Below are 12,812 nucleotides of genomic sequence, written 5' to 3'. Positions count from 1 at the left end.
GTAGCTAAAACTGAGTGTCCAGATAAAAGGTAAAAAGAGATTCTTTTTCAATTGTGCTTGTTGCAGATTATGTGACTCCAAAAATAAGAAAATCCCTCAATGTTTAACAAAAAGGGATTTTTATAAATATATATTTTAAATAATGGCTACAAAGTATAATTCAAATTCACACTCCATCTGTAATTTGCTTCCATATTGCCACTTGATAAATTTTGATTAATTGGCAGCATCGCATTTAAGCCAACCGAAAATTTATCTTTGCCGGCTTCGATACCAAATTTTCCAAACAAAATATCTCCGGCTGTATTAGGCAAATCAAGATTATGCTGTTTGTTTGTCTCATAAACTTCACCAGCTAAACCAGCCTGCGGTACAATTTGAACCGATTTTAAATCGAATAAATAAAAGAGCGTTCCCGCATAGTTAAACTGATCGCCATATTGATAGCTTTTGCTGTTTTCTGTTTTAAAAATATAATTCAACGTTGTATTTAATCCCAAATTTTTATGTTTGATTACATATTCTGAAACCAGCGGAATGTCCCAGCTTCCCGTTCCTAATTGAAAACTTTGGTTTACGCTTCCTAAATTATTTGCCTCAGTAAATTTCCCAGTAGGGATTTTTAAGCCCCCGCCAATATTGAGCTTATGCGTAAAGATCGTGCTGTCTTTTTTGGTTTCATAAATCGTATATAAAGCCATTACCGTAATATCGCCCAAACCAGAAATGCTTTCGGTTCCTGCAGTCAATTCTCTCTCATGAAAATGATACGGAACTAATGCCGAAATCTGAATTTTTTCTGTAACCGGAATTCTCGTCCAAGCCTGAATTGTATTAAAATTTTCATCAATCCAAGGTGAGTTGGCGAAAATACCGTCACGGCTTGAGTAGCTTTGTTTGAAATAGCGGAGTCCAACAAAATTATTGTTCAGCATCGAGCTAAATCCCATACTGCCACCACTTGCAGAGCAACCACAGGCATCACAATCAAAATCTTCCATCATTGCTAAACGTTTGAAAGTAAAAGCTGAAATACTATCTTTTTCCGTAAAACTAAAGGCCGAAAAACCAGCCAAAAGAGCAATTATTACTATTATTTTTTTCATTTTAATTATTTTTAGAAGCTGATCCCGCTTTCCGTTTCAAACTTTTTTCAAAATCCCATTTTTCTATAAGTTTATAAAGCTTCCGTTGGTCGCTCTATAAACTCAAGAAAAATCAGGTCTTTTTTCAAAAAGGTTTTCCACTTCAATCGGGGCTAGGCTCCAGTTTTTATTATAATTTTATTTTTGCCACTTTTGATTGCAGTAAAAATATTTACACAATCTTGTCATTTCGATCCCGAAGCCTCGGGATCGAAATGACAAACTTTGGTATTTAAATTTGTTTTTTAATATTCTGAGAAACGTTTATCAGTTAAATATTGAGTATCAGTCAACGTTTTTAAGAAAGCTATAATTTGTTTTTTATCTGTTTCAGAAAGCGAAATTCCGAATCTTCCATTTTGTTTTAAAATGGGATCCAATGTTTTAGAATCCTCAATTCCGTTGGCATAATGATCTAAAACGCGTTCAAGAGATCCAAATCTTCCGTCGTGCATATAAGGACCAGAGACTTCTACATTTCGTAAACTTGGCACCTTAAATTTGTAATAATCACTTGCCAATTCTGTTACCTTATAACGTCCAACATCATTTACTAATGGGTTTATTGCTAAGCCGTTATTTCGAAACGAGTTATCAGTTTGTAAATCTGTTGCATGACATGAAGCACATTTAGATTTGAATAAATCATAGCCTGCCAATTCATCAGCAGTTAAAGTTCCACCATTTTCATTTCGTCTGTATTTGTCAAATCTTGAATTTGATGAAACTACCATAACCATAAATTGCGAAAGTGCTTTCAGCATATTTTCGGTTGTAATAGCCCCGTCGTCAAAAGCTTGTCCAAATAATTTCTGATAGTCTTTGTCGGCTTTCATCATTTTTAAAATCGCATTCAAATCGCCATTCATTTCAATACTACTCGTTAACGGAATAATGGGCTGCAGGTCCAGATGATCTGCAGCACCATCATACATAAATACATTTTGGAAAGCTAAATTTTGAATCGATGGTGTATTTCGTGTACCTTGTGCATCGTTTACACCATGGCTTACCGTATGACCGTGATGTGTAAAAGCGTTAGATTGAATGTGACAAAATCCGCAGGAAACTACTCCGTCAGATGCTAAACGACCGTCATAGAATAATTTTTTTCCCAGTTCAAATCCTTTTTCTGTTGGCGGATTCAGTGCTATGTTATAGGCTAAATCAGGAAAGTTTGACGGTACTTTAAACTCTAGTTGAATATTTACATATTCGTCATCCTGATCTGAACAGCTCCACAACAAAGGAACCAGCAGGCATAGCAGATATTTTATTTTCAGCATGATTTTTTGGTTTGTTAGAAGTACAAAAGTTCTTGTTTAGCCCCGATAACAGCGGCATCCTTTTTTATGGTCCCGAGTCTTCGGGACCATAAAAAAGATATAGCGGATAGCGGGACGTCACGTCTTAGAACTTTGATTCTTGTGCTCCTTAAAATGAATTTAGTCGTTGTGTACGTGATCTACTCTAAACATTGCGTTGATATTTTGAGTAATTAACGGCAAATTAGTACCGCTCATAATCATCGCACCCATGCCATTTGCATTGTTGTCTGAAAGTTTGATTTTGTTTGTTCCGTCTATAATTTTAGAAAGGTCTGTAATGATGTGAACCTCTGGTTTAATTGTAGTACGAACCAAAGCTTTTGTTGGCATGTCCAGCGTCACTTCTGTATAATTATAATCTGTTCCTGTTTTGCCAGTGTGAATCATAAAAGGTGTTGCAGCTGTAACGGTTGGTGACGTAAAAGTACCTTCGAAAGCAAGAAATTTATAACCTGCAGCCCAAGACCACATCATTCCGGCAGCATCAGCTTTCGCTAAAAAATCACCTTGACCTGAAGCGCCTAATTTCCATTGTTCTTCATCAACCCCAATTCCAAATTTCACTTTTACATAATCTCCTGCTGGAACATCAGTAAGTTCAAATTCGTGTCCGTCTGCTGCAGTTTCATCAGCAATAAAACAGCTTTTGCTTTTTGGATAAACAAATGTAGTTCCGTCTGCTTTTGTTAGTACTACGTTGCTGATTATGTATTTTACTAAGCTCACTTTTAGCACCTCATTATTAGAAGTAGTATTGCCTTGAGTATTTAAAATAAGATCGTTTGCACCATATGCGTTATCGAATTCTAAGATGATTTTTCCTGTTCCTGAAATTTCTTGGTTATCGTCGTTTGAACATGAAATTATAGATATAGATAGTGTTACAATAGCTAAAGCTCTGTATAAAGTATTTTTCATTTTATGAATTTTATATAATTTGATTTTAAATTTATTTTGTGCGCAAACACGATTTTCATTGTTTTGATGACAGTGAAAAATTCATTTCAATACGAATTGAAATTTGATTTAAAAATTATATAAAATAGGATGGGGGGTGAAAAGTAGCAATAGCAACTGAAATAGGTTTTTCATCAAAAGAAGCAAAAATTTTTGCTTTTGTTTCTATAGGAGATGCTAACTTGAATTCGTTTGTAATTGTATTTTGAATATAAACAATCTCTGATTTTTCTTTCAGGTTGTTGTCCATTTTCTTTTCGTTATCGGAGTATTTTTTTAAACTTTTTTGAAGTTCACAGCGTCCGTTACAAGTATTGTTCACCATTTTTCGCTGCACACAAATGGTTCTCGAGATTTCTTCTTGATTTAATTTGAAAGAGGTATAAACAAGGAAACTGCCAAAAGAGGGTACTAATAGCATGCAAGAAAGTAATATGATAAAAAACTTCTTCAAGGGTTGATTTCGTTGTTTCGCTTGCAAAAATACATTTAATTCTTTTTAATTATTATGTTTTTTTTGTCATTTAACATAAAAAAATCCCCAACTACGATTGTAATTGGAGATTTTTGAATTTTTCCCAGTCTCTGTTTTCAGTCTCCTTTTAACAACTGGATACTGTCACTGTAAACTGTGGTTTATTTAACCAGAACCCATTCGCCATTTGCGATCAGTGTTTCTGCTTTTTTAAATTTCATTGTTTCAGTTTTGCCTGTAGCAACTTCTTGAACAGTTACGGTATCATTGCGATTGATTTTTGGCATATCTCTCACAATGGTTTCTGTAACCTGACGTTGTTTTGTTTCTCCAGCTTCGTGGTTGATGTCTTCGCTGTTTACAATTTCGTCTTTGCTTAATTTGAAGTTTTCTTTTTGGCGAACTTCTCTTGCTTCGTGAATTTCAGAAGTAACGTTTTGCGCTGGCAAATCACCTTTGAATAAGAATGAAATAACTTCTTTATTAACGTTGTCTAACATTCCTCTAAACAAATTGAAAGCTTCTAACTTGTAGATAAGTAAAGGATCTTTTTGTTCGTGAACAGCCAATTGAACAGATTGTTTCAATTCGTCCATTTTACGCAAGTGTTTTTTCCAAGCTTCATCAACGATAGAAAGCGTAATGTTTTTCTCGAAATCAGCGATCAATTGAGCCCCTTCACTATCGTACGCTTTTTTCAAGTCAGTTACAACATTCAAAGTTTTGATTCCGTCAGTAAACGGAACTACAATTCTTTCAAAATGATTGTTAGGCTCTTCATAAACTCCTTTAATAATTGGGAAAGCTTCTCTCGCGCTTCTTTCTGTTTTTTCTGTATAGAATGCTAAAGTCTCTTTGTAAATTTTTCCAGTGATTTCAATATCAGATAATTTCAAGAAATCAGCTTCAGAAATTGGAGAAGTGATAGAGAAATAACGGATTAAATCAAATTCGAAATTTTTGAAATCGTTAATTGGTTTTGTTTGGCTTACGATTAATTCGCAAGTGTCATATAACATATTTGCAATATCCAGTTTCAAACGCTCTCCAAATAATGCATGACGACGACGTTTGTACACTACTTCACGCTGTGAGTTCATTACATCATCATATTCTAATAAACGCTTACGAACACCAAAGTTGTTTTCTTCAACTTTTTTCTGAGCACGTTCGATAGATTTAGTCATCATAGAATGCTGAATAACTTCACCTTCTTGCAATCCCATTCTGTCCATAACTTTAGCTACTCTTTCAGAACCAAATAAACGCATTAAGTTATCTTCAAGAGAAACATAAAATTGAGAACTTCCCGGATCTCCCTGACGTCCTGCACGACCACGCAACTGTCTGTCAACACGACGAGAATCATGACGTTCTGTACCTACGATTGCCAAACCTCCGGCAGCTTTTACTTCTGGAGATAATTTAATATCGGTACCACGGCCAGCCATATTTGTTGCAATAGTTACAACTCCAGCCTTACCTGCTTCTTCTACGATTTGTGCCTCTTGTTTGTGCATTTTAGCATTCAAAACGTTATGAGCAACGCCTCTCATTTTCAACATACGGCTTAATAATTCTGAAATCTCTACAGAAGTTGTTCCAATCAAAACTGGCCTTCCTGCATTTGATAATTCAGTTACATCTTCAATTACAGCGTTGAATTTCTCACGTGTTGTTTTGTAGATATAATCTTCTTTGTCTTGTCTTGAAATTGCACGGTTTGTTGGAATTTCAACAACATCCAATTTATAAATCTGCCATAACTCTCCAGCTTCTGTAACCGCTGTACCTGTCATACCACCTAATTTGCTGTACATTCTAAAATAATTCTGTAATGTAACTGTTGCAAAAGTTTGTGTAGCAGCTTCGATTTTTACATTTTCTTTAGCTTCAATCGCCTGGTGCAAACCGTCAGAATAACGACGACCATCCATAATACGGCCTGTCTGCTCATCGACAATCATAATTTTGTTGTCCATGATAACGTATTCTACATCTTTTTCGAATAAAGCGTATGCTTTTAAAAGCTGAGTAAGCGTGTGAATGCGTTCGCTTTTTACTCCAAAATCTTGGAATAATCTTTCTTTAGCTTCTGCTTCTGCATCTTTGTCTAATTTTTGTTTTTCGATAGCTGCAATTTCTGTTCCGATATCTGGAAGTACAAAAAAGTCAGCATCAGTGTCTCCTGAAAGGTATTGAATACCGTTGTCAGTCAATTCAACCTGATTGTTTTTTTCTTCAATTACAAAATACAAAGCTTCATCCACTTTATGCATTTCGCGATTGTTATCTTGCATGTATTGATTTTCAGTTTTTTGAAGCAATTGTTTGATTCCTTCTTCACTTAAAAATTTAATTAATGCTTTATTTTTAGGTAAACTTCTGTAAGCTCTTAACAATAAAAATCCACCTTCTTTAGTATTTCCTTCTTTGATTAATTTTTTAGCTTCTGCTAAGAAACCATTTGCTAGCTGACGTTGTTGGCTAACTAAGTTTTCGATTTTTGGTTTCAACTCATTAAATTCATGACGATCTCCCTGAGGAACCGGTCCTGAAATAATAAGCGGTGTTCTAGCATCATCAATTAATACAGAATCGACCTCATCGACAATTGCGTAGTTGTGTTTTCTTTGTACTAAATCGCTTGGCGAATGTGCCATGTTATCTCTTAAATAGTCAAAACCAAATTCGTTGTTGGTTCCGTAAGTGATATCTGCGTCGTATGCTTTTTTTCTTTGTTCTGTACTTGGCTGGTGATTATCAATACAATCAACAGTTAAACCGTGAAATTCGAATAAAGGCGCTTTCCATGTACTATCACGTTTTGCCAAGTAATCATTTACCGTTACTAAGTGAACACCATTTCCTGTCAACGCGTTTAAGTAAAGTGGAAGTGTAGCTACCAAAGTTTTACCTTCACCTGTCTGCATTTCGGCAACTTTTCCTTCGTGCAAAACCATACCACCAATTAACTGAACATCATAATGAATCATGTCCCAAGTAATTTCTTTACCAGCGGCATTCCATTTGTTAGCCCATGTAGCTTTGTCACCATCAATAGTAACATATGTTTTTGAAGCAGAGAATTCTCTGTCTTTTGCAGTTGCTGTAACCTCAATAAAAGAATTGTCTTTAAAACGACGAGCTGTTTCCTTAACAACAGAAAAAGCTTCTGGAAGAATTTCCAATAACGTTTTTTCTGAAATTTCGTAAGCTTCTTTCTCAAGAGCATCAATAGCATCATAAAGATCTTCTCTTTTATCGATGTCTTCAATGTTTTCTACTTCCGCTTTAAGCGCAGTAATTTTAGCATCTTTATCAGCTCTAGCTTCTTTTATTCTTTCTTTAAAATATACGGTTCTAGCTCTTAATTCGTCGTGTGACAAACTCATTAAGGTGGTTTCGAATGTTTTAATTTTGTTTAAATAAGGTTGTAAAGCTTTGACATCTTTCTGTGATTTATCACCTACAAAGACTTTAATAATACTGTTTATGAAACTCATGATTTATTGTATTTCTATTATATGTAAATGTTGTATTTTGAACCAAAAAAAAAGCCTCTGTGATGAGACTTTTTCCTTTGGTTTATTTTTTAATATTCATCCTCATTCCAAAGATAATCTTCGTCTGTTGGATAATCAGGCCAAATTTCTTCCATTGATTCATATATCTCTCCCTCATCTTCGATTGACTGAAGGTTTTCTACTACTTCTAATGGAGCACCAGCTCTAATAGCGTAGTCAATAAGTTCGTCTTTGTTAGCAGGCCATGGCGCATCACTTAAATAAGATGCTAATTCTAATGTCCAATACATCTGTTATCTGTTTAGTTTGTGCAAAAATAAATTTTTTACTGAAAAAGACAAGTAAATTTTGATTTATTTTAATAAAATTTAAGAACGTCTCTATTAGTATCCAGTTTTAGGTGCCAGTTTGCAGTATGAAAACTGAAAATTGCGACTGTTTACTTCTTTTCGAAGTATTGGGCTTTCAGTACCAGTTTCAGTGTAAAAACTGTGACTGCGACTGTACACTTTTTACTTTCTCGGAATCCATTTCACTTCTTCCGCTTTTAAGTCTGACGACAACTTCCGTGCCAAGACAAAAAGGTAGTCAGAAAGTCGGTTTAAGTACATAATAGCTATTTCGGGAACGTGTTCATTGTGGCTTAAATGTACTGCCAAACGCTCTGCGCGACGGCAAATGCAACGCGCTATATGACAATGTGACACGGTTGGATGTCCGCCTGGCAAAACAAAATGAGTCATTTGCGGAAGGCTTTCTTCCATTTTATCAATTTCGTTTTCGAGTAATTCAATGTCAGAATCAATTATTCCGAGGTTTTTTAAGCGAAGTTCTCCATTTTTTAAAACTTCTTTTTCCTGTGGCGTTGCCAAAATGGCGCCAACAGTAAAAAGACGGTCCTGAATTTCGATTAAAATAGTTTTATAGTGAGAATCAATTTCTTGATCACGAATAAGTCCTATATAAGAGTTCAATTCGTCAACAGTTCCATAACTGTCAATTCTGATATGATCTTTAGGAACACGAGTGCCTCCAAAAAGAGCCGTTGTTCCTTTATCACCAGTTTTTGTATATACTTTCATTTTTTTTGAGGTGCTAAGTTTCTAAGTTGCTGAGAAACTAAGTTTTTCTTCTTGCGATTAAATAATTAACCAAATAAACGGTTACTATTTTAAATCTAAAATTATTTCGTGGTGTCACTCTCGATCAAACCATCACGCAATCGAATAATTCTGTGCGCATAAGCAGCAATATCTTCTTCGTGTGTTACAAGAATTACAGTATTTCCCTGTGCATGGATATCGCCAAAAAGTTTCATAATTTCAACAGAAGTTTTACTGTCTAAGTTTCCGGTTGGCTCATCGGCCAAGATAATGGAAGGTTTGTTCACCAAAGCGCGGGCAATGGCAACACGCTGACGCTGTCCTCCAGAAAGCTGGTTTGGCTGGTGATCCATTCTGTCTGCTAAGTTTACTTGTTTTAGAACTTCTTCGGCACGTGCATTTCGTTCTGATTTTGCATGCCCAGCGTAAATCATTGGCAACGCAACATTATCTAATGCTGTAGTTCTTGGCAAAAGATTAAAGGTTTGAAAAACAAAACCAATCTCTTTGTTTCGAATTCCGGCCAATTCATCATCTTTCATTTGGCTGACGTCTTTTCCATTTAAAACATAATGTCCAGAAGTGGGAGTGTCTAAACAGCCTAATAAATTCATTAAAGTAGATTTTCCAGATCCTGACGGACCCATTAAAGCTACATATTCGCCTTTGTTGATTTCTAGATTAATTCCTTTTAAGACATAAACGATTTCATTACCAAGTACAAAATTTCGTTTTATGTCAGTTATTTTAATTAATGGATTTGCCATTCTGTTTACAATTTTGGTTTTAAAAGTACAAAACACTTTTCAATAAACGATGAGTAGCATGAAATTGATTTTTGTTACAAAAAGTAATATTAACTAATCGTAATCCCGGATATATAATGAATTAAATAAAATATATTTTTTTGAATAAAAAATTTGTTATATAATTTTAAAGACTTTTTACATAATTATCATATTATTTAATTTTTAGTAAATTATTTTTAACAAAAGAATTAAAAAATTAATAAAAATGTATAATTATTCAAATTTTTAACTATATTTGTCATGTAATATTAAACAAGCAGAATTATGAAAAACATACAATTATTATCGGGAATTGCATTAATTGCATTATGTCTTACATCTTGTAAAGACGAAAAACAAGAACAAGCTCAAAAGAAAATTGACGCTTATGTAACTTACGTTGATTCAGTAAAAAATGTCAAAGCTGACGAATTGAAAGCAGATTGGAAAGATGTTGACGCTGAATACGACAGAAGAGCACAAGAAGCTGAATTAGCATTGGCAGATCTTAAAGATAATTCGGCAGCGACCGAAAAAATAAATACTAGTAAAGTAAAATACGAAGAATTTAAAAAAGAAATGACTACTGTTCTTGCCCCACCAGCTCCAAGTCCAAAACAACAATTAAGAAACGCTTTGTTTGGTGAAGGAAAAATTGGAGAAGATATGAGTTTTGCATGGGTAAATGCGAACAACATTCATAGTGTTTACCAACAATTTGTTCATACAGTTGAGAATAATAAAGATAGTTACACTCGTGAAGACTGGGATGAAATTAAATTGATGTATGAAGCACTTGACAGCCGAAAAAATACGGTTGAAAAAGAAGGTTTAACATCTGAAGATAATAGAAAAATTGCAGGTTTGAAATTGAAATTTGCCCCAATGTATACTTTAAATAGAATGGGAGCTAAATCTGAAGAAACAGCTGCAGCTAAAAAATAAAAGAAATTCAATTAATAAAAAATGGCAATCAGCAATGGTTGCCATTTTTTTTATGCCCGAATGACAAAATGTTCTTTTTTCTGTTCATACCTGAAAAAAACAAATCCCCATTGAAATGTGTCGATTGTTACAGTAACTTTTTGATGACTTTTGATGGCTTCCCAAGCTTCTTCCATTTCTGGAGACCAATGAATATCATCAAAAATCCAAACGGAATCATTTGTTATTGTCGGAAGTAAAACTTCAAAATAAGCTAAAGTGGCTTTTTTTGAGTGATTTCCGTCGAAGTATATTAAATCAAAGTTTTCAGTCTCAGTTTTCAATCTTAATTTAATATCTTGAAAATATTTTTCAAATTCTGTTACAATCGAATCTACGTTATTGAAATTGAATTTTTGTAATTGCGACTGACATTCATTTGCGGTTTGCGGACATCCTTCTAACGTAATTACTTTTGCATGTATGTTGCCTAACGCTAGGGCAGAAGTGGCTAATCCTAACGATGTTCCAATTTCTAAAATACTTTCTGGCTTGAAATATTTTGTAACTCTGTATAACAATTCAGCTCGTTTTTCAGAAATTCCCGCTGTTTTGGCAATTTTTGAAATCTGTCTTCTGTTTGATTTAAAAACTCTGGAACCTGATCCAAAATCTGTCACTTCGATAAAGTTTTTATTATCAAGGAATGATTTTCTGTATTTTTTTAGGATTGCATATTCTGGTTTTGATTTGCGATCGTAAAAGCATTTTGTAAGCAAATTAAAAACAAACGGCGAATGTACTCCATGTTCGTTTTTGGAGTTCCAAAGGAATTTTAAATAGGCTCTTATTTGAAATAGCATAAAAAAGTTAAATCTGACGCGAAGATACAAAAAAGTCGAAAGTCGTAAAGTCGAAAGTTTTAAAGAGATAAAGCAATACTTTCCGGCTCTTAAAAAGACTATATTTGCTGACTTTAAATTTAAGCTAACAGTAGTAATACATTTTTTATGATGTTGAAGGAAGAAATAGAAGATAGAAGTAAAATATCTTCTGAAGAAATTAATCGTTGTATTGCTGTTTTGGCACAATTAAATAATAATACAGATCAAATATTTGAAATTCCGAAAGAACAGCGAATTGCTTTGATTAAAGAAGCAGGAATGTTTTCACGCCCTGATAGAACTGAGTTTTCCAGAAGGATTAAAGATGGATTACTAGCAACGAAACGTAAAAAAGAGAAAAAAGATAAAACGTCACGTAAAGAAACCGGAATTCGTCACGCGCGAGAAGCAAGCATTTTTGTTGCTCCTAAATTATTAGCTTATACTGATCTTGCTCATAAAGAACAATTAGAACTTGAAACACCAAGAAATTGTTATGTTTGTAAAACAGAGTTTACTAAAATGCATCACTTTTATGATACAATGTGTACTGATTGTGGCGATTTTAATTACGCCAAACGCTTTCAGACGGCAGATGTAAAAGGACAAATAGCAATTATTACAGGTTCTCGTTTAAAAATTGGCTATCATATCACATTAATGCTTTTGCGTGGCGGAGCAACTGTTATTGCTACAACTCGTTTTCCGGTAGATTCAGCTTTGCGTTTTGGTAAAGAGGAGGATTTTATGGAATGGGGACATCGCCTAAAAATTCATGGTTTAGATTTAAGGCATATTCCAAGTGTTGAGATTTTTTGCAATTTTATAGAGCAAAAATACGAACGCCTTGATATTCTTATAAATAATGCTGCACAAACTGTTAGAAGGCCTGCTGGATTTTATTCCCATTTAATGGAGAATGAAGAACTTCCAATTACTGCGCTTCCTAAACAAGCTCAGGAATTATTGTCAGATCATATTAGTTGTCTTGATGAATTGAAAGTTTTGACGAGTGCCGTTTCTTCAAATGAAAATATGCCAGTTACGTGGCACGGACCAGAACCTGGAATTGGATTGCGCGCTTCTGCTAAATTATCGCAAATTCCATATTCTTTTGACAATGCTTTGATAGCGAACGAAGTTTTTCCGGAAGGAGAGTTAGATGCCGACTTACAGCAAGTCGATTTGCGAAAAACAAACAGCTGGCGATTGCGTTTAGGACAAATTGAAACTACAGAGATGATTGAAGTGCAATTGGTAAATTCTGTTGCGCCGTTTGTATTATGTAATAGACTTTCAGAAGTGATGAAGAAAGATAATACAGGAAAAAAACACATCATAAATGTTTCGGCTATGGAAGGTAAATTCCATCGTTTTTTTAAAGAAGATCGACATCCGCATACGAATATGGCAAAAGCGGCCTTGAATATGTTAACGCATACTTCGTCTGGAACTTTAGCAAAACATGGTATTTTTATGAATGCAGTCGATACGGGTTGGGTAACTGATGAAGATCCTGCTGAACTGGCAAAGAAAAAACAAGAATTAGAAGATTTTCAACCTCCATTGGATATTGTAGATGGTGCGGCACGCGTTATGGATCCTTTGTTTGATGGAATAAATACTGGAAAACACTGGTGCGGTAAATTCTTGAAAGATTATAACCCGATTCCTTGGTAGT

At 34.5% G+C, this 12,812-nt stretch carries 11 protein-coding genes; 2 read left to right on the top strand and 9 right to left on the bottom strand.

Annotated elements, in window-relative coordinates:
* Window positions 1-146: 146 nt before the first annotated feature.
* The 8 genes from IRZ83_RS15380 to IRZ83_RS15345 all read right to left on the bottom strand — a co-directional run bounded on the left by IRZ83_RS15380 (window position 147) and on the right by IRZ83_RS15345 (window position 9,302).
* On the bottom strand, window positions 147-1,106 hold the full coding sequence (locus IRZ83_RS15380) for a transporter (RefSeq protein WP_194570067.1): 960 nt from the start codon (window positions 1,104-1,106) through the stop codon (window positions 147-149).
* A gap of 284 nt (window positions 1,107-1,390) precedes the next feature.
* Complete coding sequence (locus tag IRZ83_RS15375) at window positions 1,391-2,431, bottom strand: cytochrome-c peroxidase (protein ID WP_194570065.1); 1,041 nt, start codon at window positions 2,429-2,431, stop codon at window positions 1,391-1,393.
* Between the two features lie 159 nt (window positions 2,432-2,590).
* Entirely contained in the window at window positions 2,591-3,391 is an 801-nt protein-coding gene (locus IRZ83_RS15370) for an MbnP family protein (protein WP_194570063.1), read from the bottom strand.
* A 115-nt stretch (window positions 3,392-3,506) separates the two neighbouring features.
* Window positions 3,507-3,851 (bottom strand): hypothetical protein, encoded by a 345-nt coding sequence (locus IRZ83_RS15365; RefSeq protein ID WP_194570061.1) that lies wholly within the window; start codon window positions 3,849-3,851, stop codon window positions 3,507-3,509.
* Between the two features lie 215 nt (window positions 3,852-4,066).
* Window positions 4,067-7,411: a preprotein translocase subunit SecA gene (gene secA / locus IRZ83_RS15360; protein ID WP_194570059.1), complete on the bottom strand. Its 3,345-nt coding sequence runs from the start codon at window positions 7,409-7,411 to the stop codon at window positions 4,067-4,069.
* Between the two features lie 89 nt (window positions 7,412-7,500).
* A complete protein-coding gene (locus IRZ83_RS15355; RefSeq protein ID WP_007138072.1) occupies window positions 7,501-7,722 on the bottom strand; it encodes a DUF2795 domain-containing protein in 222 nt (73 codons plus the stop codon).
* A gap of 222 nt (window positions 7,723-7,944) precedes the next feature.
* Window positions 7,945-8,514: a cob(I)yrinic acid a,c-diamide adenosyltransferase gene (locus tag IRZ83_RS15350; RefSeq protein ID WP_012026965.1), complete on the bottom strand. Its 570-nt coding sequence runs from the start codon at window positions 8,512-8,514 to the stop codon at window positions 7,945-7,947.
* A gap of 101 nt (window positions 8,515-8,615) precedes the next feature.
* The gene (locus tag IRZ83_RS15345; RefSeq protein WP_029272706.1) at window positions 8,616-9,302 is read right to left on the bottom strand and encodes an ABC transporter ATP-binding protein; all 687 of its coding nucleotides are present in this window, start codon (window positions 9,300-9,302) and stop codon (window positions 8,616-8,618) included.
* A gap of 306 nt (window positions 9,303-9,608) precedes the next feature.
* On the opposite strand from IRZ83_RS15345, the gene IRZ83_RS15340 reads away from it, so the two are divergent.
* A complete protein-coding gene (locus IRZ83_RS15340) occupies window positions 9,609-10,268 on the top strand; it encodes a DUF6565 domain-containing protein (protein WP_029272707.1) in 660 nt (219 codons plus the stop codon).
* A gap of 50 nt (window positions 10,269-10,318) precedes the next feature.
* On the opposite strand, the gene IRZ83_RS15335 is transcribed toward IRZ83_RS15340, so the two are convergent.
* A complete protein-coding gene (locus IRZ83_RS15335; RefSeq protein ID WP_194570057.1) occupies window positions 10,319-11,110 on the bottom strand; it encodes an O-methyltransferase in 792 nt (263 codons plus the stop codon).
* 150 nt (window positions 11,111-11,260) lie between these two features.
* On the opposite strand from IRZ83_RS15335, the gene IRZ83_RS15330 reads away from it, so the two are divergent.
* On the top strand, window positions 11,261-12,811 hold the full coding sequence (locus IRZ83_RS15330; protein ID WP_194570158.1) for an SDR family oxidoreductase: 1,551 nt from the start codon (window positions 11,261-11,263) through the stop codon (window positions 12,809-12,811).
* Window position 12,812: the final 1 nt, after the last annotated feature.

The organism is Flavobacterium sp. JLP, from assembly GCF_015350755.1.
In the GTDB taxonomy this organism is placed as follows: Bacteria; Bacteroidota; Bacteroidia; order Flavobacteriales; family Flavobacteriaceae; genus Flavobacterium.
The sequence above is the reverse complement of the archived record's forward strand: the minus strand, read 5'-3'. Positions and strand labels throughout refer to the sequence as shown.